20 protein-coding genes are annotated in these 23,910 nt (G+C 71.3%); 12 read left to right on the forward strand and 8 right to left on the reverse strand.

The window, feature by feature from the left end; all coding sequences use genetic code 11:
- Positions 1–17: 17 nt before the first annotated feature.
- From ACZ6S6_RS02010 to ACZ6S6_RS02030, 5 genes are all read right to left on the reverse strand, one after another.
- The gene (locus tag ACZ6S6_RS02010) at positions 18–3,167 is read right to left on the reverse strand and encodes an efflux RND transporter permease subunit (RefSeq protein WP_362953463.1); all 3,150 of its coding nucleotides are present in this window, start codon (positions 3,165–3,167) and stop codon (positions 18–20) included.
- A 164-nt stretch (positions 3,168–3,331) separates the two neighbouring features.
- On the reverse strand, positions 3,332–4,027 hold the full coding sequence (locus ACZ6S6_RS02015; RefSeq protein ID WP_362953461.1) for a response regulator transcription factor: 696 nt from the start codon (positions 4,025–4,027) through the stop codon (positions 3,332–3,334).
- Positions 4,024–5,286, reverse strand: coding sequence for a sensor histidine kinase (locus ACZ6S6_RS02020; protein WP_469703150.1), 1,263 nt, complete (start codon positions 5,284–5,286; stop codon positions 4,024–4,026). The genes ACZ6S6_RS02015 and ACZ6S6_RS02020 overlap by 4 nt, the downstream gene beginning before the upstream one ends.
- Positions 5,287–5,447: 161 nt before the next feature.
- A complete protein-coding gene (gene pspAA / locus ACZ6S6_RS02025) occupies positions 5,448–5,726 on the reverse strand; it encodes a PspA-associated protein PspAA (RefSeq protein ID WP_362953457.1) in 279 nt (92 codons plus the stop codon).
- A 9-nt stretch (positions 5,727–5,735) separates the two neighbouring features.
- The gene (locus ACZ6S6_RS02030; protein WP_362953455.1) at positions 5,736–6,518 is read right to left on the reverse strand and encodes a PspA/IM30 family protein; all 783 of its coding nucleotides are present in this window, start codon (positions 6,516–6,518) and stop codon (positions 5,736–5,738) included.
- Positions 6,519–6,825: 307 nt separating this feature from the next.
- Here ACZ6S6_RS02030 and ACZ6S6_RS02035 point away from each other — a divergent pair, with 307 nt between their 5' ends.
- The 3 genes from ACZ6S6_RS02035 (at position 6,826) to ACZ6S6_RS02045 (ending at position 9,527) form a co-directional block, all read left to right on the forward strand.
- Positions 6,826–7,425: a DUF3043 domain-containing protein gene (locus tag ACZ6S6_RS02035; RefSeq protein WP_362953454.1), complete on the forward strand. Its 600-nt coding sequence runs from the start codon at positions 6,826–6,828 to the stop codon at positions 7,423–7,425.
- Positions 7,426–7,514: 89 nt separating this feature from the next.
- Positions 7,515–8,267 (forward strand): class I SAM-dependent methyltransferase, encoded by a 753-nt coding sequence (locus ACZ6S6_RS02040; RefSeq protein ID WP_362953794.1) that lies wholly within the window; start codon positions 7,515–7,517, stop codon positions 8,265–8,267.
- Positions 8,268–8,435: 168 nt separating this feature from the next.
- Positions 8,436–9,527: a S1C family serine protease gene (locus ACZ6S6_RS02045; protein ID WP_469703157.1), complete on the forward strand. Its 1,092-nt coding sequence runs from the start codon at positions 8,436–8,438 to the stop codon at positions 9,525–9,527.
- Positions 9,528–9,649: 122 nt separating this feature from the next.
- Here the strand turns inward: ACZ6S6_RS02045 and ACZ6S6_RS02050 are convergent, their stop codons facing one another.
- Entirely contained in the window at positions 9,650–9,859 is a 210-nt protein-coding gene (locus ACZ6S6_RS02050) for a hypothetical protein (protein ID WP_469703160.1), read from the reverse strand.
- Positions 9,860–9,987: 128 nt separating this feature from the next.
- Between ACZ6S6_RS02050 and ACZ6S6_RS02055 the strand changes: the two genes are divergently transcribed.
- The 4 genes from ACZ6S6_RS02055 to ACZ6S6_RS02070 all read left to right on the forward strand — a co-directional run bounded on the left by ACZ6S6_RS02055 (position 9,988) and on the right by ACZ6S6_RS02070 (position 15,138).
- Positions 9,988–11,190: a bifunctional adenosylcobinamide kinase/adenosylcobinamide-phosphate guanylyltransferase gene (locus ACZ6S6_RS02055; RefSeq protein WP_469703163.1), complete on the forward strand. Its 1,203-nt coding sequence runs from the start codon at positions 9,988–9,990 to the stop codon at positions 11,188–11,190.
- Between the two features lie 179 nt (positions 11,191–11,369).
- A complete protein-coding gene (gene cobT / locus ACZ6S6_RS02060) occupies positions 11,370–12,512 on the forward strand; it encodes a nicotinate-nucleotide--dimethylbenzimidazole phosphoribosyltransferase (RefSeq protein ID WP_362953448.1) in 1,143 nt (380 codons plus the stop codon).
- Between the two features lie 92 nt (positions 12,513–12,604).
- Positions 12,605–14,410 carry a phosphatidylglycerol lysyltransferase domain-containing protein gene (locus ACZ6S6_RS02065; RefSeq protein WP_469703167.1) on the forward strand — a complete coding sequence of 602 codons (1,806 nt, stop codon included), beginning with the start codon at positions 12,605–12,607 and terminating at the stop codon, positions 14,408–14,410.
- Positions 14,407–15,138: a hypothetical protein gene (locus ACZ6S6_RS02070; RefSeq protein WP_469703170.1), complete on the forward strand. Its 732-nt coding sequence runs from the start codon at positions 14,407–14,409 to the stop codon at positions 15,136–15,138. The genes ACZ6S6_RS02065 and ACZ6S6_RS02070 overlap by 4 nt, the downstream gene beginning before the upstream one ends.
- Here the strand turns inward: ACZ6S6_RS02070 and ACZ6S6_RS02075 are convergent.
- Positions 15,081–15,842 (reverse strand): hypothetical protein, encoded by a 762-nt coding sequence (locus ACZ6S6_RS02075; RefSeq protein ID WP_469703172.1) that lies wholly within the window; start codon positions 15,840–15,842, stop codon positions 15,081–15,083. The genes ACZ6S6_RS02070 and ACZ6S6_RS02075 overlap by 58 nt on opposite strands.
- 88 nt (positions 15,843–15,930) lie before the next feature.
- Between ACZ6S6_RS02075 and ACZ6S6_RS02080 the strand changes: the two genes are divergently transcribed.
- Positions 15,931–16,710 (forward strand): adenosylcobinamide-GDP ribazoletransferase, encoded by a 780-nt coding sequence (locus ACZ6S6_RS02080; RefSeq protein WP_469703175.1) that lies wholly within the window; start codon positions 15,931–15,933, stop codon positions 16,708–16,710.
- A gap of 35 nt (positions 16,711–16,745) precedes the next feature.
- On the opposite strand, the gene ACZ6S6_RS02085 is transcribed toward ACZ6S6_RS02080, so the two are convergent.
- Positions 16,746–17,591, reverse strand: coding sequence for an endo alpha-1,4 polygalactosaminidase (locus ACZ6S6_RS02085; RefSeq protein WP_362953440.1), 846 nt, complete (start codon positions 17,589–17,591; stop codon positions 16,746–16,748).
- A gap of 247 nt (positions 17,592–17,838) precedes the next feature.
- Between ACZ6S6_RS02085 and ACZ6S6_RS02090 the strand changes: the two genes are divergently transcribed.
- The 4 genes from ACZ6S6_RS02090 to ACZ6S6_RS02105 all read left to right on the forward strand — a co-directional run bounded on the left by ACZ6S6_RS02090 (position 17,839) and on the right by ACZ6S6_RS02105 (position 23,783).
- On the forward strand, positions 17,839–19,386 hold the full coding sequence (locus tag ACZ6S6_RS02090; protein WP_362953439.1) for a leucyl aminopeptidase: 1,548 nt from the start codon (positions 17,839–17,841) through the stop codon (positions 19,384–19,386).
- 326 nt (positions 19,387–19,712) lie between these two features.
- Positions 19,713–21,101, forward strand: a complete 1,389-nt coding sequence (gene lpdA / locus ACZ6S6_RS02095) for a dihydrolipoyl dehydrogenase (protein WP_469703180.1) — start codon at positions 19,713–19,715, stop codon at positions 21,099–21,101.
- Positions 21,102–21,162: 61 nt separating this feature from the next.
- Positions 21,163–23,010, forward strand: a complete 1,848-nt coding sequence (sucB, locus tag ACZ6S6_RS02100) for a 2-oxoglutarate dehydrogenase, E2 component, dihydrolipoamide succinyltransferase (protein ID WP_469703183.1) — start codon at positions 21,163–21,165, stop codon at positions 23,008–23,010.
- A 149-nt stretch (positions 23,011–23,159) separates the two neighbouring features.
- Positions 23,160–23,783, forward strand: a complete 624-nt coding sequence (locus ACZ6S6_RS02105) for a GntR family transcriptional regulator (protein ID WP_362953436.1) — start codon at positions 23,160–23,162, stop codon at positions 23,781–23,783.
- The last annotated feature ends 127 nt before the right edge of the window (positions 23,784–23,910 follow it).

The raw sequence follows: 23,910 nt of genomic DNA on the forward strand, positions 1-23,910 counted from the left end.
AGGGCCCTCTCGTTCGGTCAGGCCTTCGCGGGCTCTGCCTCGCGGACCTCGTCGGTCTCGGGCTGAGCCGGAACGCCCGCCTTCGCGGCGCGCTTGTCGGCCTTCTTCTTCGCGCGGCGCTCCTTGCGGAGCTCCACCATCGCGTACAGCGTCGGCACCAGGAGCAGCGTCAGCAGCGTCGAGGTGACCAGACCGCCGATGACCACGACGGCCAGCGGCTGCGAGATGAAGCCGCCCTCGCCGGTGACGCCGAGCGCCATCGGGAGGAGGGCGAAGATGGTCGCCAGGGCCGTCATCAGGATCGGGCGCAGACGGTGGCGTCCACCCTCGACGACCGCCTCGACGACGCCCATGCCCTGCGTCCGGTACTGGTTGATCAGGTCGATCAGCACGATCGCGTTGGTCACCACGATGCCGATCAGCATCAGCATGCCGATCATCGCGGGGACCCCCAGCGGGGTGCCGGTGATGAGGAGCAGGCCGATCGCTCCGGTCGCCGCGAACGGGATGGAGACCAGCAGGATCAGCGGCTGGATGAGCGACCGGAAGGTCGCGACCAGCAGCATGAAGACGATCGCGATGGCCGCCAGCATGGCCAGGCCCAGCTTGACGAAGGCGTCGTCCTGGTCCTGGGAGACACCGCCGATGGTGGCGGTGGCGCCGTCCGGGAGGTCCAGGGCGTCGATCTTCTTCTGGAGCGAGGTGCCGACCGCGCCGGTGTTGTCACCGACGGGCTTGGCGGTGATCGTCGCGGCGCGCTGGCCGTCGATCCTGGTCATGGAGACCGGTCCGGGGACCAGCTTCACATCGGCGATGGTGCCGAGCTTGACCCCGCTGAGCGGGAGCTTCTTCAGCTCCTCCATCGTGGTGGCCGGGTGGGCGGACTTGATGACGACGTCGCGCTCGGTGTCGTCCATGATCGCCTTGCCGGACTGGGTGCCCTGCACCGCACCGGCGACGGCCGCGCCCAGGGTGGCCTGGCTGAAGCCGTGGTCGGCGGCCTTGGCGTTGGCCGTGACCGAGATCCGCGGGATGCTCTGTGCCAGGTCGCTCTGGACGTCGGTGACGTCCTTGAGCTTGGCCACCTCGGCCCGTACCTCTTCGGCCGCCTTGCGCAGGGTGTCCCCGTCGGCGGACTTGACCACGACGCTCAGGTCCTGGCTGCCGAAGCCGTCGCCCGCGGCGATGGTGGTGTCACCGATGCCGTCGAGCTTGCCCAACGCCTCGTCGATGCGCTTCTCGGTGGCGTCGTAGTCGGCCGAGTCCTTCAGGGTGACCTGGTAGGAGGCCTGGTTGGCGCCGGAGCTGCCGCCGAAGGCCGCCATGAAGCCGGACGAACCGACGGTGACCTGGTACTCCTTGACGCCGTCGTCGCTGCCGAGGACCTTCTCGACCTTCTTGGCCGCCACGTCGGCGGCCGCCAGGCTGGTGCCCGGGGTGAGCTCCTGCTTGATGGACAGGACTTCCTGCTCGCCCTGGTCGAAGAAGTTGGTCTTGAGCAGCGGGACCATGCCGAAGGTGCCGAACAGCACGGCGACGGCGATGACGATGCTGGTGATGCGGCGCCGGGTCGCGAAGCGCAGCACCGGGACGTAGAGCCGCTGGAGCTTGCTGCGGGCTTCCTTCTCCTCGGCCTCGCGACGGGCCTTGTCCGGGTTCTCGGCGCTGCCCTCGGGGGCGCGCAGGAACCAGAAGGACAGGACGGGGACGACGGTCAGCGAGACCAGCAGGGATGCCAGCAGGGCCGCGGTGACGGTCAGGGAGAACGAGCCGAAGAGCTCGCCGACCATGCCGCCGACCAGACCGATCGGCAGGAAGACCGCGACCGTGGTGAGGGTCGAGGAGGTGACCGCGCCGGCCACTTCCTTCACCGCGGTGATGATCGCGGACTGGCGCTCCTCGCCGTAGCCGAGGTGGCGCTTGATGTTCTCCAGTACGACGATCGAGTCGTCGACGACCCGGCCGATCGCGATGGTCAGCGCGCCCAGGGTGAGCATGTTGAGCGAGAGGTCACGGGTCCAGAGCACGATCAGTGCGAGGACCACGGAGAGCGGGATGGAGACCGCGGTGACCAGGGTCGAGCGGAGCGAGCCCAGGAAGACCAGGATCACGATGACCGCGAAGAGCAGGCCGAGCGCGCCCTCGGTGGTCAGGCCCGAGATGGCCTTGGAGACCGCGGGGCCCTGGTCGGACACGACGGTCAGCTCGGCGCCGGCGCCGAGGTCCTTGCGCAGGTCCGGGAGCTTGTCCTTGACCGCGTTCGAGATGGCGACGGCACTGCCGTCCTTGTCCATCGTGGCCATGACGGCGAGGCTCGGCTTGCCGTTCGTACGGGTGATGGAGACCGCGGTGGAGGGCTCCTGCTTCACCGTCGCGATGTCACCGACCCGGACCGGCTTACCGGGCTTGCCCGTCGCCGGGTCCTGACCGGTGACGCGCAGGTCCTCGATCTGCTTCAGGGAGGTGAAGGCGCCACCGACCTGGACGGTGCGGCTCTTGCCGGACTCGGAGAAGGAACCGGCCGGGACGGTCGCGCCGCCCGCCTGGAGTGCCTGGGAGAGCGAGGTCGCGTTCAGACCGGCGTCCGCGAGCTTCGCGTCGTCGGGGGTGATGGAGACCTGGAGGTCCTGAACACCGTCGACGGTCACCTGGCCGACGCCGTCGATGTCCTCCAGTGCGGGGACGACGGTGCGGTCCAGCTGGTCGGCGAGCGCCTGCTGGTCCTTGCCCGAGGTGACGGCGAGGACGACGGTCGGGATGTCGTCCGTCGAGCCGGCGATGACCTGCGGGTCAACGCTGTCGGGCAGCTGGACGCGGGCGCGGTTCACCGCCTGCTGGATGTCTGCGACGAGCTGCTTGGTGCCCTCGTCGCCGAAGTCGAAGGACGCCATGATGACGGCGTTGCCCTCGCTGGCGGTCGAGGTGATTCCGGTGACACCGTCGACGGACTTGATCGAGTTCTCTAGCGGTTCGACGACCTGCTTCTCGACCACATCGGGGGACGCGCCCTGGTAGGGGGCGAGCACCGACACCATCGGAAGTTCGATGGTGGGCAGGAGCTGCTGCTTGAGCTGCGGGATCGCGATGGCTCCGAATACGAGCGCGACGATCGAGATCAGCCCGATCAGGGCCCTTTGCGCGAGGCTGAATCTGGACAGCCAGGACATGGGTTAGGTCTCTCTTCTGTGGCTTACGCGGCAGGTGGGCGGGTAACTCGGGGACAGACCCGGCCCACTTATACGATCTCCTACCGCGCGAGCCAAAAGCGTCAATCCCAGGTCGCTTTCTTATCCCGCGCATACCGCAGCTGGAGTACGCCGCGTCTGCACCCTCACTCCACCCTGGGGCGGACAAGACCCGATTCGTAGGCTATTACCACCAATTGGGCCCGATCCCGGGCTCCCAGCTTCGCCATCGCCCTGTTCACATGGGTCTTCACGGTGAGCGGGCTGACCACCAGGCGCTCGGCGATCTCGTCGTTGGAGAGCCCGCCCGCGACCAGGACCAACACCTCGCGCTCCCGCGTGGTGAGGGCCGCGAGGCGCTCGGAGTACTCCGCCGCACCCGGCCCCTCGCCGTCCGAACCGCCGCCCTGCGCGAGGAACGTGGCGATCAGGCCCTTGGTCGCGGCCGGCGAGAGCAGCGCCTCGCCTCCCGCGGCGATCCGGATGGCGTTGAGGAGCTCCTCCGGTTCCGCGCCCTTGCCCAGGAAGCCCGAGGCGCCGGCCCGCAGCGACTGCACCACGTACTCGTCCACCTCGAAGGTGGTGAGCATGACCACGTGCACGCCCGCGAGATCCGGGTCGGCGCTGATCATCCGGGTCGCGGTGAGCCCGTCCGTACCGGGCATCCTGATGTCCATCAGCACCACGTCGGCGCGCGTCGAGCGGGCCAGTTCCACCGCCTGTGCGCCGTCCGCCGCCTCGCCGACCACCTGCATGTCGGACTCCGAGTCGACCAGCACCCGGAACGCGCTGCGCAGCAGCGCCTGGTCGTCGACGAGCAGGACCTTGATGGCCGGTGTCATGCGTTCTCCCCCGTCCGGCCCGCCACGTCCGGTTGCTCCGACTGCTGCGGGAGGGCCTTGACGGGCAGGATCGCATGGACACGGAATCCGCCGCCGTAACGGGGTCCGGCGGTGAGGGTGCCGCCCAGGGCCGTGACCCGTTCCCGCATGCCGAGCAGTCCGTGGCCGCCCCCGTCGCCGTCGCCGCCCGGGTTGCCGCGGCCGTTGTCGAGCACCATGACCTCGGCAGTGGCCCCGACCCGTACGACACTCACCTCGGCCTGCGCGCCGGGGCCCGCGTGCTTGCGCACATTGGTCAGCGCCTCCTGGATCACCCGGTACGCGGCCAGGTCAACGGCGGCGGGCAGCGGCGGGCCGTGACCGGTCGCGCAGGCCACCTCGACGGGCAGCCCGGCCCGCCGCACGGTCTTCACGAGCTCGTCGAGGACGGCGAGGCCTGGGGCGGGTTCGGTCGGCGCCTCGGGGTCGCCCGACTGGCGCAGCAGCCCGACGGTGGCCCGGAGTTCGTTGAGCGCGGAGCGGCTGGCCTCGCGGACGTGGGCGAGCGCCTGCTTGGCCTGGTCGGGGCGCTTGTCCATGACGTGGGCGGCGACCCCGGCCTGCACGTTGACCAGGGCGATGTGGTGGGCGACGACGTCGTGCAGATCGCGGGCGATCCGCAGCCGTTCCTCGGCCACCCTTCGCCGGGCCTCCTCCTCGCGCGTCCGCTCGGCCCGTTCGGCGCGCTCCCGGATCGCGTCGACGAACGCGCGCCGGGAACGCACCGCGTCGCCGGCGGCGCCCGCCATGCCGGTCCAGGCGAAGACGCCGAAGTTCTCCTGGCTGTACCAGGGCGCCGACCCGAAGAGCATCGCGGCGGCGGTGAGCGCGGCCATCGTGAGCAGCCCGACCCGCCAGGTGGTCGGGCGGTCGGTGCGGGCGGCGATGGTGTACAGCGCGATGACCACGCTCATCACCACCGGGGACGGCGGGTCCACCATCACCAGTTCGATGACCGTCAGCCCGCCGGTGGCGACGAGTACGCCCATCGGGTGACGGCGCCGCCACACCAGGGCGAGGGCGCCGAGCACCATCAGGAGCACACTGCTCACGGCCGGTGTGCGCGTACCGAAGGTGGGTCCGCTGTGCGAGCCGGGAGCGGCGAACGAGCCGATGATCATGGAGGCGAGCACGCCCAGGGCGAGTGCTCCGTCCAGCGCGAGCGGATGGTCGCGCAGCCAGTGCCGGACGCGCAGAACGCCGGTTCCGAGGGTGGTCACGTCAAGCTACGTTACGGCGTGTCGCGCGCGAATCGGTCCGGCCGGCGGCAAGCGGGCCCCTCGGCGTACGGCGGGGCTCCCCGCCGTACGCACGACGGTGCCCCGCGTCCGGCGGACCGGACGCGGGGCACCGTCGGTGCGGGTGCTGGAGCTGCCGGTTGTCAGCCGGGAATCAGCCCGTCGTCGCTGAGCATGGCGCGCACCTCTTCGAGGGTTGCCTCGGGCGACGGCAGGATCAGCTCGGACGGCTCCAGGGAGTCGTCCGGCCACGGTGTGCCGAGTTCGCGCACCCTGGCGAGGAGCGCGTGGAGAGTCGAGCGGAAGCCGGGGCCGTCGCCGCTCTCCATTTCGGCGAGCAGTTCGTTGTCGAGCTCGTCGAGCTCGGCGAGATGACTGTCGGCCAGGCGTACCTGGCCCTCCCCCATGATCCGTACGATCATGACGCTGCCTTAATTCTTGTCGAACTTGTGCGGGGACTGGGACTGCTGCTGCTCGGCGGCATCCTGCGGGCCGCCCTCGATGGCCTGCTGCGAGGTGGAGCCGCCGGCCAGTTCGGCCTTCATGCGCTGCAGCTCCAGCTCCACATCCGTACCACCGGAGATCCGGTCCAGCTCGGCGGTGAGGTCGTCCTTCGCCGTGCCGGTCGGGTCGTCCAGGGCGCCGGAGGCGAGCAGCTCGTCGATCGCGCCCGCGCGCGCCTGGAGCTGCTGGGTCTTGTCCTCGGCCCGCTGGATCGCCAGCCCGACATCGCCCATCTCCTCGGAGATGCCCGAGAAGGCCTCCCCGATCCGGGTCTGCGCCTGTGCCGCTGTGTAGGTGGCCTTGATCGTCTCCTTCTTGGTACGGAAGGCGTCGACCTTGGCCTGCAGCCGCTGCGCCGCCAGAGTGAGTTTCTCCTCCTCACCCTGCAGCGTGGTGTGCTGCGTCTCCAGGTCGGTGACCTGCTGCTGGAGGGCGGCTCGGCGCGACAGCGCCTCGCGTGCCAGGTCCTCGCGACCGAGCGCGAGTGCCTTGCGGCCCTGGTCCTCCAGCTTCGAGGTCTGGCCCTGCAGCTGGTTCAGCTGCAGCTCCAGACGCTTGCGCGACGTCGCCACATCGGCGACACCGCGGCGCACCTTCTGAAGCAGCTCCAGCTGCTTCTGGTACGAGTAATCGAGGGTCTCGCGCGGGTCCTCGGCCCTGTCAAGGGCCTTGTTTGCCTTCGCGCGGAAGATCATCCCCATACGCTTCATGACACCGCTCATGGGCTTCGCGCGCCCCCTTCTGACTTAACTGGGCTCCAGCACTCCAACAGAACCCACAGTACGGGCCCTGTCTCTATTACCGCACTGTTCGAGCAAGGATGTGGTCCTCCCCAAGGACGACTGACACCGCTCGGTGCTCCGGCCCAGGGAGTAGGTGGGGGTGGGTGAGGGCAGGGGAAACCCGTTGACAACGCCCGTATCGCCCCGCTCGCACACCCCTGAGGACGCAGGCCGTTGCCGGATCGTTCCCGGCCGGCCTGGGGTCGCCGCGATCGACCCCGTACCCTTGGGCCTTGTGTTCCGTAGCCGCTCCAAGGAAGAGAAGGCCCCCACCGGCAAGGTGACGGCGGACCTCTCCAAGACGCCCCGCGACCCGCAGGCCCCCAAAGGTCGCCCCACCCCCAAGCGCAGCGATGCCCAAACGCAGCGCCGTCGTGCCTCCAGTGGAGCGCCGACCGACCGCAAGGAGGCCATGAAGCGCCAGCGCGAGGCGCGCCGCGTGGACATGGCCAAGCAGCGCGAGGCGCTCGCCAGTGGTGACGAACGCTATCTGCCGGCCCGTGACAAGGGCCCGGTGCGGCGCTTCGTCCGTGACTTCGTGGACTCGCGCTTCTGCATCGCGGAGTACTTCCTGCCGCTCGCCGTGATCATCCTGATCCTCAGCGTGATCCAGGTGCAGGGCATCCAGAACATCTCGCTGCTGCTCTGGCTCGGCGTCATCGTGCTGATCGTCGTCGACTCGGTCGGGCTCACGATCCGGCTGCGCAAGCAGCTGAACGAGCGGTTCCCCGACAAGCCCAAGCGCGGCGCGGTCGCCTACGGCCTGATGCGCACGCTCCAGATGCGACGGCTGCGGCTGCCCAAGCCGCAGGTCAAGCGCGGGGAGCGGCCCTGAGTACGGATCTCTTCGGCTCGGCCGGCGGTTCGTCCGCCGGTCAGCCGGGTGATGCCGGATCCGGATTCTCCGGAGCCTCCTCGGCATGGCTGGACGGGCTCGGCGGACTGCGCAACACCGTCCGCCAGGAGCTGGTCGCCCGGCAGCTGGACGAGCAGATCGCGGCCCGCTTCCCGGTCGGGCAGCGGCTGCGGGTCCTGGACGTCGGCACGGGCCAGGGCACCCAGGCGCTGCGCCTGGCACGGGCCGGTCACACGGTGACCGGGCTGGAGGCCGACGCGGACATGCTGCGGGCCGCCCGTGAGGCACTCGCCGGCGAGCCCGCGGGAATCCGTGAGCGGGTCCGCCTCATCGAGGGCAACGGCCAGGACACCGGGGTGCACTTCCTGCCCGGCAGCTTCGACGTGGTGCTGTGCCACGGCGTGCTGATGTATGTCCAGGCGCCCGACGCCATGGTGGCCGGACTGGCCCGGATGCTCGCGCCGGGCGGCCTGCTGTCGCTCCTCGTACGGAACGCGGACGCGCTGGCGATGCGGGCCGGGACCGCCGGGGACTGGGACGCGGCGCTGGCCGCGTTCGACACGGACCAGTACACCAACCGGCTCGGGGTGTCCGTACGCGCCGACCGGCTCGACGCCCTCACCGCCACGCTCGCCGGGATCGCGGCGCCGCTGCACGCCTGGTACGGGGTGCGCGTCTTCACGGACAACGTGAGCAACGACGTGGAGCTGCCCGCCGCGGCGGAGCTGGAACGGGTGCTGGCGGCGGAGGACCGGGCGGGCCGGACGGATCCGTATCGACGGGTGGCGGCACTGCTGCACCTGTGCGGAGTACGGGGCTGAGACCTGTCCGTGGGTTCGCCGGGGTCGTCCGGCGGCCGCTCTGTCCTCAAGCGCCGGACGGGCCGAGAAGACCGCCCTCGATCGCCGGGCGGGCCTGGTGGTGACGGGTCGCGCTCGGGCGGGTGCGCTCAACGGGCCACCAAAGGGGTTAAAAGCAATAATCCGGACATGGATTCCTCTCACTCCCGCAGCCGTGTGCGCCGGCTGCTGCTGCCTCTGACCGCAGGTGTCTGTGCGATCGCGCTGGTCAGCGGTTGCTCCGACGCGAACTCGAACTCCTCCGGGCCGGACGCGACGCAGTCCGGAGCGGTCCAGCAGGGCTCGGCCTCGAAGGCCACCGGCGATCTGCAGGCCGAATACCAGGCCGTCATCGAGAACGTGCTCCCGTCCGTGGTGCAGATCGACGCGTCGGACAGCCTGGGCTCCGGCATCGTCTACGACACCAAGGGCCATATCGTCACCAACGCCCACGTCGTCGGCAAGGAGAAGACCTTCAAGGTCAGCTCGGCCACCGGTGAGAAGGTGCTGAGCGCCTCGCTGGTCGCCTCCTATCCCGAGCAGGACCTGGCCGTCATCAAGCTCGACCACGTACCCAAAGGGCTGAAGGCGGCGAAGTTCGGCGACTCGGAGAAGGTCGCGGTGGGGCAGATCGTGCTGGCGATGGGTTCGCCGCTCGGGCTGTCCAGCAGCGTCACCCAGGGCATCGTCTCGGCGCTCGGCCGGACCGTGAGCGAGAGCAGCGCGGGCGGCGGCACCGGGGCCACCATCCCGAACATGGTGCAGACCTCGGCCGCGATCAACCCGGGCAACAGCGGGGGCGCGCTGGTGAACCTGAACAGCGAGGTCATCGGCATCCCGACACTGGCGGCGTCGGACCCGCAGATGGGCGGCAGCGCCGCGCCGGGGATCGGATTCGCGATCCCGGTCTCGATGGTGAAGACGGTCGCGGACCAGATCATCAAGAACGGCAAGGTCACCGACTCGGGCCGGGCGGGGCTGAACATCACCGGCCGTACGGTCGTCGACAACAGCTACAAGCCCGCCGGGGTCGCACTCGTCAGCGTGTCGAAGGGCGGCGCGGCCCAGAAGGCCGGTCTGCGGGTCGGCGACATCATCACCAAGCTCGGGAAAACGCCGGTCACCACGATCACGTCGCTGTCGGAGGCGCTGGCCGCCGACAAGCCGGGCCAGAAGGTCACCGTGACGTATCTGCGCAACGAGGCCGAGAAGACCGCGCAGGTCACGCTGGGCGAGGTCTGAGGGCAGACGGCACGAAAGAAGAGCAGGCGGCGCGGAGGAACGGACGCGTGAACGCGCGGGCGCCGGGCGGGCCCCTTCGGGTCCGCCCGGCGCTCATCCGGCCCGTCCGGCGCCCGTCCGGGTCAGCTCTGCTCGGCCTGGAGGCTCATCGGGCCGTAGATCTTCGTCGTGTCGTCGAAGAGCGTCACCTGAGCCGCCCCGCCGTCGAGGAGTTCCTTCCAGTACTCACCGACCCAGGACTCCGCGTCGCCCTGCGTCGTGAATTCCTCCGGCTGAAGGGCCGGCTCCGTCTCCGTACCGTCGGACTTCTCGAACCGCCACGTCCACGCCATGTCCGCCTCCTGGGTCACTTTGTTCCGTCCCGCAGCCTAATGCTTCGGACCAGCGCGGGAAGGGGCCCGCGCACGCCCCGTACCCCCCACGTCGCGCACCCGGTGCGGGTACGCGGGAGGATCTGATCGTGGAACTGACTCTGCTCGGCACCGGAGCCCCCGACGGGCTGCCGCGGCCCGAATGCCCCTGCGCCGCCTGCGCCGCCGCCCGCGGGGCGCGCAGCCGGGCCGCGACCGCTCTGCTGGTCGACGACGCGCTGCTGCTCGATCTCACCCCCGGGGCCGTGTTCGCCGCCGCCCGCGCGGGCCGTTCACTCACCGGCGTACGCCAGGTGCTGCTCACCCATCCGCACGACGGGCCCGCCGTCGAGCTGCCCGCCGGACTGCCGCCGGCGGGCCGGGTGCCGGACGGGCGGGTGCTGACGCTGATCAGCGGACACCGGGTGCGGGCCGTGCCGATGGACGCGCCGGGGACCGGGTACGAGGTGACGGCGCCGGAGGGCGAGCGGCTGCTCTACCTGCCGCCGGGAGCCGCCCCGGCCGGTCTCGCCGACCGGATGGCGGAGCCGTACGACATGGTGGTCGGCGACGTCGTGGGACGGCCCGACGCGCTGGCCCGGCTGCGGGCCGTCGCCGCGATCGGGCCGGCCACCGAGGTGATCGCCGTCCATCTGGACCATGACGCGCCCCCCGGCCCCGAACTCGGGCGCCGGCTCACGGCGGCCGGGGCGCGGGCCGTGCCGGACGGGACGACGCTGACGGTCGGCGGGCACCGCGCGCCACCGGACGTGCCCCGGCGCACGCTGATCACCGGCGGTGCGCGGTCCGGGAAGTCGGTCGAGGCCGAACAGCGGCTGGAGACGTATCCGGAGGTCGTGTACGTGGCGACCGGCGGCGTCCGCGACGGCGACGCGGAGTGGGCGGCCCGGATCGGACTGCACCGGGAGCGCAGACCGGCGGCCTGGCGCACCGAGGAGACCTGCGAGCTGGTGGAGCTGCTGGCCTCGGACGGGCCCCCGCTGCTGATCGACTGCCTGTCGCTCTGGCTGACGGACGCGATGGACCGGGTGGACGCCTGGGACGACGCGGCGTGGGCGGGCGGCGGGCGGAGCGCGCTGCGCAAGCGGACGGCGGAACTCGTGGCCGCTGTCCGCGGGACGCGGCGGACCGTCGTCATGGTGACCAACGAGACCGGCTCCGGCGTGGTGCCCGCGACGGCGGCGGGGCGGCGGTTCAGGGACGAACTGGGCCGGCTGAACGCCTCGGTGGCCGCCGAGTGCGAGCAGGTGCTGCTGGTGGTGGCCGGGCAGTCGCTGGCGCTGCGCGGCTGACAGGCCGTGGGGCGGCCGCCGACCGGGTGGCCGCTCAGCGGCACGGCGCACCGGCCGGGGGCGGAAAACGCGGCAGGTACTGTTCCGCAGTGGGAGGTTGCGAGGTCACCCGGCAACCTCTGAGCCCGCCGCCGGGCTCCCCGGCCCACACGACGTATCGACCCGCGAGGCAGACCCCCGTGAATCTGGACGACTTCTCCGACCTGATCGAACGCCCCGACGGGGGTGTACGGCGAGATGCCGAGGAGCGCCGGGAGCGCTTCCTGGTGCCCCCGGGCGCCCTCGGCCGTCTCGACGAGCTGGGCGAATGGCTCTCGGCCGCCCAGCAGGCCGTGCCGGTCAAGCCGATCGAGCAGCCGCGTGTGGTGCTGTTCGCCGGTGACCACGGGGTGGCCGCGCTGGATGTCTCCGGGCGTGCGGCCGGCAGCGCGCACGAGCTGGTGCGGGCCACGCTGGAGGGTGCCACGCCGCTGGCGGTGCTGGCCCGCCGGTTCTCCGTACCGGTGCGGATCGTCGACGCCGGCCTGGACTGCGACCCGGAGCTGCTGCCCGAGCAGGTGGTACGGACCCGGGTGCGGCGCGGCAGCGGCCGGATCGACATCGAGGACGCGCTGACGGCCGAGGAGGCCGAGCGGGCGGTGCGCCTCGGCATGGCGATCGCCGACGAGGAGGCCGACTCGGGCACGGACCTGGTGGTGCTCGGTGATCTGAGCGTCGGCGGTACGACGGCCGCGGCGACCCTGATCGCGGCACTGTGCGGCACCGACGCCTCCGTGGTCACCGGGCGCGGCGGCGCGGGCATCGACGACCTGGCCTGGATGCGCAAGTGCGCGGCGGTCCGGGACGCGCTGCGCCGGGCCCGGCCGGTCCTGGGCGACCAGCTGGAGCTGCTGGCCACGGTGGGCGGCGCCGATCTGGCGGCGATGACCGGCTTCCTGCTTCAGTCCGCGGTGCGGCGGCTCCCGGTGATTCTGGACGGTGTGGTCTCGGCGGCGTGTGCGCTGGTCGGCCAGCGGGCCGCGTTCCGGGCGCCGGACTGGTGGCTGGCGGGTCAGCTGAGCGGTGAACCGGCGCAGGCGAAGGCGCTGGACCGGATGGCACTCAACCCGTTGCTCGACCACGGCGTCATCGTCGGCGAAGGAAGCGGGGCATTGCTCGCACTTCCGTTCGTACAGGCCGCGGCCGCACTGGCGGCGGAACTGCCCGAGCGCGCACCGGCCGCCGACGAGGACGACGAGAAGGAAGAGACGGAAGGCGGGGACGACGGCGAGGAGTCGGCCGGCGGCGAAGGGGCCAACGGAAGCGAACCGGCCGGGGACTGAAGAGAAGCAGCTGGCCAATCGGGCTGCGGTCGCCGGACACCGACCGCGAAGTGGCCTCTTATGAAGTGCGATGCCCCATATGATCGCTTTTCATGGGAGAGGTCAGATTGGCCAGCGAGGAATCCGGGCGGGGCGCCGTCCAGGCACAGAGCACAATCCGGTCGCAACGCAGCGCGGCCTTCGCCATCTGGTACCTGCGCGTCGTGTCGTTCATCAACTTCCTGAGCGCCGCCTGGGTCACCTTCGGGCAGGATCTGCGGCGCCACAACACCGAGAACTACTTCACTCCCTATCTGCTCACCGCGGGCTTCTCCTCCGGGGTGGTGGCGCTCTTCCTCGCGGTCACCATGCGACGGCGCAAACGGGCCGCGTGGATCGTCAACATAGTGCTGAGCGGGCTCACGCTGATCCTCTTCGGCGCCGTGATCGGCTTCCCGGAGATCCGCCGGTACCCGCAGAACTGGATCTCGCTGGCACTGACCGCCTCCTTCGTCCTCGCCCTCGCCCTCGGCCGGCGCGAGTTCTACGCGAAGGGCGACCGGTCCAACCCGAAGCTGGCCGCAGTGGTGGCGGTCGTCGGACTGCTGATCACCTCACTGATCGCCGCGGCCATGGTCACGGCCACCAACACCGCCCACGACGAGGCCCGTTCGACGTTCCTGAACCGCTGGCGCTACGGCGCGCTGCGACTGGTCTCCGTCGCCGACAACGACGCCCGGTTCCCGGACATCACCACGCCCGGCTGGGCCAACGTCGTGATCAACATCATGTCCACGCTGCTGCTGATCGCCGTCGTGTACGCGGCGTTCCGCTCCCGGCGGGCGGTCGACCCGATCAGCCCGCAGGACGAGGAGGCGCTGCGCGTCCTGCTCGACAAACACGGCGAGCGGGACTCCCTCGGGTACTTCGCGCTGCGCCGCGAGAAGAGCGTCATCTGGTCACCGACCGGGAAGGCGGCCGTCATCTACCGGGTGGTCGGCGGGGTCTCCCTGGCCTCGGGTGATCCGATCGGCGACCCGGAGGCCTGGCCGGGCGCGATCGGCCCCTGGCTGACCGAGGCACGCGAGCACGGCTGGACCCCGGCGGCGATGGGGGTGAGCGAGGAGGGCGGCACCATCTACGCCCGGCACGGACTCGACGCCCTGGAGCTCGGGGACGAAGCGATCGTGGAGACCGCCGAATTCACCCTGGAGGGACGGGCGATGCGCACGGTCCGCCAGGCGTACAACCGGGTCGGACGGGCCGGGTACGACGTGACGGTACGCCGCCACGAGGACATCCCCGAGGCCGAGATGGCCGAACTGGTGCGCAGGGCCGACGACTGGCGCGACGGGGCGACCGAGCGCGGCTTCTCGATGGCGCTGGGGCGGCTCGGAGACCCGGCCGACGGCCAGTGCGTGATGCTCGAATGCCGTGACGCGCCCCCCGCCGACGGCAGCGGTCCCGGCGAGCTGCGTGCCGTGCTGAGCTTCGTGCCCTGGGGTCCGAACGGCCTCTCGCTCGACCTGATGCGCCGTGACCGGAACGCCGAGAACGGCCTGATGGAGTTCATGGTCATCGAACTCCTGCAACGGGCCGAGAAGATCGGCATCACCCAGGTCTCGCTGAACTTCGCGATGTTCCGCTCGGTCTTCGAACGGGGATCGCGGCTCGGCGCCGGACCGGTGCTCAGGCTGTGGCGGTCGCTGCTCAGCTTCTTCTCGCGCTGGTGGCAGATCGAATCGCTCTACCGTGCCAACGCCAAGTACCGGCCGATCTGGGAACCGCGCTTCCTGCTCTTCGAGAAGAGCTCCGACCTGCTGCGCATCGGCATCGCGGCGGGACGTGCCGAAGGGTTCCTGGAGGCGCCCGGTCTGCCCAAGTGGCTGCACCGCTCGCACCTCGGACCGCGTGGATGAGACCGGTGCGCGCTCTCGGCCGCGCGGCCCGCCGGGAGTGGGGTGCGCTGTGGGCGACCGTACGGGCGGCGCTCGTCGCCCGCCGGCTGCGGGCCGTCCCGATGACGCTGGCCGCGGTCTGCCTGACCGCGCTGCTCCAGGTGGTGCAGAACCGGCCCTGGGGCTTCGGCCCGGTACAGACGCTCGGCGCGGTGCGGGCCGAGGATCCGCTCTGGGTCGCTCTGCTGCGTACCCCGCTGTCGCTGTTCGTCCCCGCACTGGACCTGCCGGTGTGGGGCGCGCTGGTGCAGTTGCTGCTGGTGTTCGGGATCGCCGAGATCTGCCTGGGCCGGTGGCGGACGCTGCTGATCGCGTACGTCGCGACCCTGGCCGGGACGCTGTACGCGCGGATCGGCGTCGCGGTCGGCCCCGAGGGGTTCCTCGGGCTGCCCGCGTCCGACTCCCTGGTCGTCGACACCGGCCCCTCGGCCGCCGTGGTCGCCCTGGCGGTCTACCTCTGCCACGCCTACCGGGCCTGGTTCACCGGGGCGGTGGTGATCGCGGCGATGGTGGGCGAGGTGGTGGTCAAGGACAACCTGGCGGGCAAGGAGCACCTGATGGCCATCGCGGCGGCCCTCGTGCTGTGCGCGGTCTCGGCCCGCCACGACCGGCGCAGGCCGCGCCGCCGCCGTCAGGGTTTGGGCGTGGGGTCCGGGACCCGGTCGGGTGCGCCGCCGATCAAGTCCTGAAACCTGCGGCGCGGCCCGGCCCAGCGGACGTCGTGGTGGTAGGCGCGCAGCACCGCCCTGGAGCGGGCCCGGTGCCGGTTCCGGTAGAACCGCTTCGCCCACACCGAGGTGGGCCGGGCCAGCCGGACCGCCCCGAACAGGGCGACGAACGGGACCAGGGTGCCGACCACCGCCATCCGCGCCTTGCCCTTGAAAAGGGAGATCAGCACGAAACAGAAGTTGACGGCGAGCGAGAGGACGACGCCGAGCCGGCCCTGCTGCTCGCTGTCGCTCAGCTCGTTCACGCCGAGCGGGGAGAACCCGCCGAGCACGAGCAGCACCAGGGCCGCGGTGAGGACCACGACCTCCACGCTCTGGCGGCCCTGCTCGGTCCAGTACACGTCGTCCAGATGCAGGATCAGCGCGAATTCGTCCAGCACCAGCCCCGCGCCCATGCCGAAGACCACCGCGAAGACCCCGGCCGTGACACCGTGCCGCCCGCTGGCGACCGCGCCGAAGCCGCCGACGACGCTCAGTACGACCCCGGGCACCACATGGTGGACGTGGACCCCGCCGGGGGTGAAGTTGCGGAACGGCCCCTTCCCGGCCCGGATCATCCGGGTGATGATCCGGGTGATCGCGAAGGTCAGCACGAAGGACGCCAGCGCCAGGAGCAGGGGCAGCTTCCCCGGCTCGACGATGTTGCGATCGAACCAGTGACCCATGCCACCCACCCCCGATAAACCGCTTTCGCCCCACTCCATGGCGTTTTGGACAATCTATCGGCCGCGCCCACCGATTAGCCTGCGCGCCGTGACCTCCCTGAACAGCCACGGCATACGTTTCGCCTTCGGCACCCTCACCGTGATCCCCGTCCGCGTCACCCGCTGGGACCGCGAGGCGGCGCGGGCCGGAATGCTGTGCGCCCCGCTGGCCGGCCTGGTCGTGGGGGTGCTCGCGGCGGTGCCCGGCAGCCTGTTGCTGCTGTTCGGCTCGGGGCCGCTGCTCGCCTCGGTCGCCTCCGCCGCGGTGCCGGCGGCCCTCACCAGGGGGCTGCATCTCGACGGTCTCGCGGACACCGCCGACGGCCTCGGCAGCGGGAAGCCGGCCGAGGACGCGCTGCGGATCATGAAGCAGTCGGACATTGGGCCATTCGGTGTGATCACCCTGCTGTTCGTGCTGCTGGCTCAGGTGGCGGTCCTTCAGCAGCTGTACGCGCAGGGCTGGATGCGCGGTGCGGTGGCGGCCGTCGCGGCCGGGGCCGTCGCCCGAATCGCCCTCACCCTGGCCTCCCGCGCCGGGGTCCCGGCGGCCCGTCCGGAGGGGCTGGGCGCCGCGGTGGCCGGCACCGTCCCGGTCCGGAGCGCGGTGGCCGTAGCGGTCGCGGCGGTGGCGGCCTGCGCGGGTGCGGGGGCGCTGTTCGGCGGGTACGGGGCGCTGCGGTACGGCCTCGCCGCCCTGGCCGCCCTCGCGGTGGCCCAGCTGCTCCTGCGGCACTGCGTGCGGCGCTTCGGCGGGGTGACCGGCGATGTGTTCGGGGCGCTGGCGGAGACGGCGGCGACCGTGACGCTGGTGGGGCTGGCGCTCGGCTGAGCGGCGCCGGGGGGGCCGGGGAGCCGGGGAGCCGGTCAGGCTGCCGCCGCCGGGCACTTCTCGCGCCAGACTCCGAGCTCGTACTTCTTGAGCAGCGAGCTCAGCCCCAGCCGCCGGGACTCCCCGCAGAACCGCGCCACGGGCAGCTCGTACTCCACGTGGAAGACCGCCTTGCCCGCCTTCACGAACGGGGTGAGCTCCTCGCACTCCTCGTACTGGGCGCACTGTTCGTTCACCGCGAAGTCGAAGTCCCCCACCAGCTGCGGGATCTGCGGGAGGTCGTTCTTCAGGCCGACGGCGAGGCCGTGGCGGTGGGCGAGGCGGGCGATGAGCCGGTTGTAGCGCAGCTGGTGGGCGGCGGTCAGCGGGAAACCGGTGCGGTTGCGGTAGCCGTCCATGTTGTCGGGCTCCACCGCGTCGAAGCCCTTCTTCGCGCACATCGCGATCCGGGTCTCCATCAGCGGCTCCAGGACCTCGGTGCGGCGGATGTCGAGCCAGCGCTCCCCCGCCCAGCCGTTGCTCTTCCCGAGGACGGCGGCGGGGAAGTCGTCCGCGTCCGGGCGGAACTCCTCCCAGGCGCCGGTCGAGAGGTAGCAGATGACCTTGCGCCCCTTGCGGTGCAGCCCGGCCACCTGGTCCGCGTCGCGGTCGAAGCCGTCGATGTCGTACACCGGGGCGTCCACGGCCGTGTCCAGCCGGCCGGAGAGCTGCCACTGCCAGTCGGTGCCCGGTGCGGGCTGCCAGCGCTCCTGAGCGGGCCGGCCCGCTCCGTCGGATTCCGGCGCCGAGGTGCAGCCCGCCAGCACGGCCAGCAGAATCAGTACGGTGACGGGCAGCACAGCCGGCCCCCGGGTCACACGTGTGGCCACCCGCTCGCGCATCGTTCTCCCTGTCCACCGGCGTACCGCCAACGTCGTTGCGGTCGCGGCCCGTTCCCCCGGGAAGATCATCCCGGTATGACAACCGTACGACTGCCGGAGCGCACAGACGGCCCGCCGCCGTGATCCGGCAGCCAGGGCGCGCGTAGGCTCATTCCCGGCACATTGCGGCGGCGTCTACGATGCGCCGGGCACGGTCGGCCCACCCCTCGACCGGAAAAGAACTCTACGGAAGCGAGATTTCACCACCGTGACTGCTCTCACTCTCAGCACCTCCGGTGCCGCGACGCTGCGCGCCGACGCACTTGTCGTAGGCGTCGCCAAGGGCACTGGATCCAAGTCTGGGAACCTGGTCCTCGCACCGGGCGCCGAGGCCGTGGACAAGGCGTTCGGCGGAAAGCTCGCCGGCATCCTGGAGACCCTGGGCGCCTCCGGTGCCGAGGGCGAACTGACCAAGCTCCCCGCACCCGACGGCCTGAAGGCCCCGGTCGTCATCGCGGCCGGACTCGGCCCGGTCCCGGAGAAGAACGGCGCGTACGACGCCGAGGCGCTGCGCCGGGCCGCGGGCTCCGCGGCCCGCTCGCTCACCGGCTCGAAGAAGGCCGGCTTCGCGCTGCCCGTCGGCTCCGTCGAGGACGCCGAGGCCATCGCCGAGGGCGCGCTCCTTGGCGCGTACGCCTTCACCGCCTACCAGCGCGGCGAGAACAAGCTCGCCCCCAAGGCCGCCGTCGGCGCCAAGCTGCCGCTCGCCGAGGTGGCGCTGCTCGGCGCCAAGCCCCGCGACAAGGCGTTCAAGGCCGCCGCGGAGCGCGCCGTCGCGCTGGTCGAGGAGATCAACCGCGCCCGCGACCTGATCAACACCCCGCCGAACGACCTGTACCCCGAGTCCTTCGCCGCCGTGGCCACCGCCGCCGGCAAGGAGCACGGCATCAAGGTGCAGGTGCTCGACGAGAAGGCGCTCGTCAAGGGCGGCTACGGCGGTCTGGTCGGCGTCGGCCAGGGCGCGACCCACGGCCCGCGCCTGGTGAAGCTCGCCTACACGCACCCGAAGGCGGAGAAGACCCTGGCCCTTGTGGGCAAGGGCATCACCTACGACTCGGGCGGCATCTCGCTGAAGCCGGCCGGCCACAACGAGACGATGAAGTGCGACATGAGCGGCGCCGCCGCCGTGTTCGCGACCGTCATCGCGGCCGCCCGTCTGGGCCTGCGCGTCAACGTCACCGGCTGGCTGGCGCTGGCCGAGAACATGCCGTCGGGCAACGCCACCCGCCCCGGTGACGTGCTGAACATGTACAGCGGCAAGACCGTCGAGGTCCTCAACACGGACGCCGAGGGCCGTCTCGTCCTCGCCGACGCGCTGACCCGTGCCTCCGAGGAGAAGCCGGACGCGATCGTCGACGTGGCGACCCTGACCGGCGCGATGGTGCTGGCCCTGGGCAACCGCACCTTCGGCATCATGGCGAACGACGACGCCTTCCGCACCTCGATCCACGAGATCGCCGACGAGGTCGGTGAGGCCTCCTGGCCGATGCCGCTCCCGGCCGACCTGCGCAAGGGCATGGACTCCCCGACCGCCGACATCGCCAACATGGGCGAGCGGATGGGCGGCGGCCTGGTGGCCGGTCTGTTCCTGAAGGAGTTCGTGGGCGAGGGCATCGCCTGGGCGCACCTGGACATCGCGGGCCCGGCCTTCCACGAGGGCGCCCCGTACGGCTACACGCCGAAGGGCGGCACCGGATCCGCGGTCCGCACCCTGGTGAAGCTGGCGGAGCGCACCGCGGCCGGAGACCTCGGCTGAGCCGGCAGCTGACGGACGGCCCCGGGCATACGTCCGGGGCCGTCCGTGTTGCACCCACGGCACCACCGCCGGGTTCGGGCGGGTTTCGCTCTCGACGAAATCAGCCCGTCCCTACGCGGCGGTAACCCACTGGGACGGACGACCATCCGTCTCAGACCCGGGCCCCGCGTCCCGCCCACCGTCAACAAGTGCGAAGATGGGTTCTCGGCAGGACAGGGCCCCCACCACAGGGCCGAATGACAAAAGCGGCCGCACACCAGCCGACCGGCCGGTCACACCCCGATGACGGGGCCCGGCGTACGGCGCACATGCATGGAGGACGTGACGTGGCGAACGACGCCAGCACCGTTTTCGACCTAGTGATCCTCGGCGGTGGCAGCGGCGGTTATGCCGCGGCCCTGCGCGGAGCGCAGCTGGGCCTGGACGTCGCTCTGATCGAGAAGGGCAAGGTCGGCGGCACCTGCCTGCACAACGGCTGCATCCCCACGAAGGCCCTGCTGCACGCCGGTGAGATCGCGGACCAGGCGCGCGAGGCCGACCAGTTCGGTGTCAAGGCCACCTTCGAGGGCATCGACATGGAGGCCGTCCACAAGTACAAGGACGACGTGATCTCGGGCCTGTACAAGGGTCTGCAGGGTCTCATCGCCTCCCGCAAGGTGCACTACATCGAGGGTGAGGGACGGCTCTCCTCCCCCACCTCGGTGGATGTGAACGGCCAGCGCGTCCAGGGCCGCCACGTGCTCCTGGCGACCGGCTCCGTGCCGAAGTCGCTGCCGGGCCTGGAGATCGACGGCAACCGCGTCATCTCCTCGGACCACGCGCTGAAGCTGGACCGGGTCCCGAAGTCCGCGATCGTGCTGGGCGGCGGCGTCATCGGCGTCGAGTTCGCCTCGGCGTGGAAGTCCTTCGGCGCCGACGTCACCATCGTCGAGGGCCTGAAGCACCTGGTCCCGGTCGAGGACGAGAACAGCTCGAAGCTTCTTGAGCGCGCGTTCCGCAAGCGCGGCATCAAGTTCAACCTCGGTACGTTCTTCCAGGGTGTCGAGTACACCCAGGACGGCGTCCGGGTGACCCTCGCCGACGGCAAGACCTTCGAGGCCGAGCTGCTGCTCGTCGCCATCGGCCGCGGCCCCGTCTCGCAGGGCCTCGGTTACGAGGAGGCCGGTGTCGCGATGGACCGCGGCTTCGTCCTCGTCGACGAGTACATGCGGACGAACGTGGAGACCGTCTCGGCCGTGGGCGACCTGGCCCCGACGCTCCAGCTCGCGCACGTCGGCTTCGCCGAGGGCATCCTCGTGGCGGAGCGGCTGGCCGGTCTGAAGACCGTTCCGATCGACTACGACGGTGTCCCGAAGGTGACGTACTGCCACCCCGAGGTCGCCTCCGTTGGCATCACCGAGGCCAAGGCCAAGGAGCTCTACGGCGCGGACAAGGTCGTCGCCCTCAAGTACAACCTCGCGGGCAACGGCAAGAGCAAGATCCTCAAGACCGCCGGCGAGATCAAGCTCGTCCAGGTCAAGGACGGTGCCGTGGTCGGCGTCCACATGGTCGGTGACCGTATGGGCGAGCAGGTCGGCGAAGCCCAGCTGATCTACAACTGGGAGGCGCTGCCGGCCGAGGTCGCGCAGCTCATCCACGCCCACCCCACGCAGAACGAGGCGATGGGCGAAGCCCACCTGGCCCTGGCCGGCAAGCCTCTGCACTCCCACGACTGATCAGTCGACCGGGCGCGACGACCGACCTACTTCCGCACATTCGTAAGGAGCAACTGAAACCATGTCGGTTTCCGTAACCCTTCCGGCGCTCGGCGAGAGCGTCACCGAGGGCACTGTCACCCGTTGGCTGAAGGCCGAGGGCGAGCGCGTCGAGGCCGACGAGCCGCTGCTCGAGGTATCGACCGACAAGGTCGACACCGAGATCCCGGCCCCCGCCTCCGGCATCCTGGCCTCCATCAAGGTCGCCGAGGACGAGACCGTCGAGGTCGGCGCCGAGCTGGCCGTCATCGACGACGGCACCGGCGCGCCGGCTGCCGCAGCGGCTCCGGCCGCCGAGCCCGAGGCCGCACCGGCCCCGGCGCCGGCTGCCGAGGCGCCGGCTCCGGCTGCTGAGGCCCCCGCCCCCGCCGCCGCTCCGGCCCCCGTGGCCGAGGCTCCGGCGGCCGCCGCCCCGGCCGGTGGCGCCGCCGGGACCGACGTCACCCTTCCGGCGCTCGGCGAGAGCGTCACCGAGGGCACCGTCACCCGCTGGCTGAAGGAGGTCGGCGAGGAGGTCACGGAGGACGAGCCCCTCCTGGAGGTCTCCACGGACAAGGTCGACACCGAGATCCCGGCCCCGGTTTCCGGTGTGCTGCTGGAGATCGTCGTCGCCGAGGACGAGACCGCCGAGGTCGGCGCCAAGCTCGCCGTCATCGGTGCCCCCGGCGCCGCACCGGCCGCCGCTCCGGCACCGGCCGCCGCTGCCCCGGCGCCCGCCGCCGCTGCCCCGGCGCCCGCCGCCCCGGCTGCTCCGGCTGCTCCGGCACCGGCCGCTCCCGCGGCACCGGTCGCCGCTCCGGCACCGGCCGCTCCGGCACCGGCCGCTCCGGCACCGGCCGCTCCGGCACCGGCCGCTCCGGCACCGGCCGCTCCGGCGCCCGCCGCCGCCGCTCCGGCTCCGGTCACCCCGGCCGCTCCGGCCGCGACCTCCGGTGACGACGGCGCGTACGTCACGCCGCTGGTCCGCAAGCTCGCCGCCGAGAACAGCGTCGACCTGGGCGCGCTCAAGGGCACCGGCGTCGGCGGCCGTATCCGCAAGCAGGACGTCGTCGCCGCCGCGGAGGCCGCCAAGGCCGCCGCCGCCGCTCCGGCACCCGCCGCCGCAGCAGCTCCGGCCGCCTCCAAGGCGCCGAAGCTGGAGGTGTCCCCGCTGCGCGGTCAGACGGTCAAGATGACCCGCATGCGCAAGGTCATCGGCGAGAACATGATGAAGGCGCTGCACTCGCAGGCTCAGCTGACCACGGTCGTCGAGGTCGACGTCACCAAGCTGATGAAGCTGCGCAACAAGGCGAAGGACGCCTTCGTGGCCCGTGAGGGCGTCAAGCTCTCCCCGATGCCGTTCTACGTCAAGGCCGCCGCCCAGGCGCTGAAGGCCCACCCGGTCGTCAACGCCCGGATCAACGAGGACGAAGGCACGATCACGTACTTCGACTCGGAGAACATCGGCATCGCCGTGGACGCCGAGAAGGGCCTGATGACCCCGGTCATCAAGGGCGCGGGCGACCTCAACATCGCCGGTATCTCGAAGAAGACCGCCGAGCTGGCCGGCAAGGCCCGCGGTGGCGGCCTGACTCCGGACGACATGTCCGGTGCCACCTTCACCATCAGCAACACCGGCTCGCGCGGTGCGCTGTTCGACACCGTCATCGTGCCGCCGAACCAGGCAGCCATCCTGGGCATCGGCGCCACCGTCAAGCGTCCGGCCGTCATCGAGACCGACGAGGGCACCGTCATCGGCGTCCGCGACATGACGTTCCTCTCGCTCTCCTACGACCACCGTCTGGTGGACGGCGCCGACGCCGCCCGCTACCTGACCACGGTCAAGGCGATCCTGGAGGCCGGTGAGTTCGAGGTCGAGCTCGGCCTCTGAGCACCGCGGTTGTAACCAGCCTCACCAGCGGCGCCCCCGTCCGGAACACTCCCGGGCGGGGGCGCCGCCGTATTGTCTAGACACCACCGGTCGCCCCCGGCAGCGGGGGTGGGTGCAGGCAGCACCGGTTTGCCCCGAAGGAGCCCCACATGACCCCGCCCGTCGTCCACTCGCTGCGCGAACAGATCCGCGAGCACATCGTGGACGGGATCGTCAGCGGGCGCTGGAAGCCGGGCGAGCGGATCGTGGAGCGGCGCATCGCCACCGAGCTGGAGGTCAGCCAGACGCCCGTGCGCGAGGCGCTGCGGGAGCTGGAGACGCTCCGGCTGATCGAGTCGGCCCCCAACAAGGGCGTCCGGGTCCGCAACCTCACCGCGGCCGATCTGGAGGAGAGCTATCCGGTCCGGGCCGGTCTGGAGCAGATCGCCGCGGAGCTGGCGGCCCCCGGACTCGGCGAGGACTGCTCGCTGCTCGCGCCCCATGTGACGGCGCTGTACGAGGCGGACCGGCGGGCCGACGGCGAGGCCCAGGTGCGCCACACGGTCGGTTTCCACCGCGAGCTGGTCCGGGCGGCGGGGAACGCCGTGCTGCTGCACACCTGGGAGGGGCTGGGCATCGAGGTGTTCACGGCGCTCTCGATCCGCTGGCTCGGCACGGTGCAGAAGTCGTACGCCGAGGAGCACGAGGCGCTCATCGAGGCGTTCCTGCGCCAGGACCCGGACATCGGTGTGCTGGTCAAGGCGCATGTGCTCGGCTGCGCACCGCGCGCCTGAGGCCCGTACCGGCCGGCGTGCACACTTGCCGCGACCGGCGCTCGACTGCACAACCGAGCACCCCTTTTATCTGATTTATCCCGTCACTCCGTGCCCCGTCCTGCGGCACTCCATGCCACTTTCTTCA

The organism is Streptomyces sp. NPDC048671 (genome assembly GCF_055587045.1).

Excerpts from the sequence above, each read along its gene's own strand:
- pspAA (WP_362953457.1), bottom strand. The coding sequence starts at position 5,726 with ATGATCGTACGGATCATGGGGGAGGGCCAGGTACGCCTGGCCGACAGT.
- ACZ6S6_RS02030 (WP_362953455.1), bottom strand. The coding sequence starts at position 6,518 with ATGAAGCGTATGGGGATGATCTTCCGCGCGAAGGCAAACAAGGCCCTT.
- ACZ6S6_RS02075 (WP_469703172.1), bottom strand. The coding sequence starts at position 15,842 with ATGGGTCACTGGTTCGATCGCAACATCGTCGAGCCGGGGAAGCTGCCC.
- ACZ6S6_RS02105 (WP_362953436.1), top strand. The coding sequence starts at position 23,160 with ATGACCCCGCCCGTCGTCCACTCGCTGCGCGAACAGATCCGCGAGCAC.
- ACZ6S6_RS02015 (WP_362953461.1), bottom strand. The coding sequence starts at position 4,027 with ATGACACCGGCCATCAAGGTCCTGCTCGTCGACGACCAGGCGCTGCTG.
- ACZ6S6_RS02050 (WP_469703160.1), bottom strand. The coding sequence starts at position 9,859 with ATGGCGTGGACGTGGCGGTTCGAGAAGTCCGACGGTACGGAGACGGAG.
- ACZ6S6_RS02065 (WP_469703167.1), top strand. The coding sequence starts at position 12,605 with ATGGGAGAGGTCAGATTGGCCAGCGAGGAATCCGGGCGGGGCGCCGTC.
- sucB (WP_469703183.1), top strand. The coding sequence starts at position 21,163 with ATGTCGGTTTCCGTAACCCTTCCGGCGCTCGGCGAGAGCGTCACCGAG.
- ACZ6S6_RS02010 (WP_362953463.1), bottom strand. The coding sequence starts at position 3,167 with ATGTCCTGGCTGTCCAGATTCAGCCTCGCGCAAAGGGCCCTGATCGGG.
- ACZ6S6_RS02045 (WP_469703157.1), top strand. The coding sequence starts at position 8,436 with ATGGATTCCTCTCACTCCCGCAGCCGTGTGCGCCGGCTGCTGCTGCCT.
- ACZ6S6_RS02070 (WP_469703170.1), top strand. The coding sequence starts at position 14,407 with ATGAGACCGGTGCGCGCTCTCGGCCGCGCGGCCCGCCGGGAGTGGGGT.
- ACZ6S6_RS02085 (WP_362953440.1), bottom strand. The coding sequence starts at position 17,591 with ATGCGCGAGCGGGTGGCCACACGTGTGACCCGGGGGCCGGCTGTGCTG.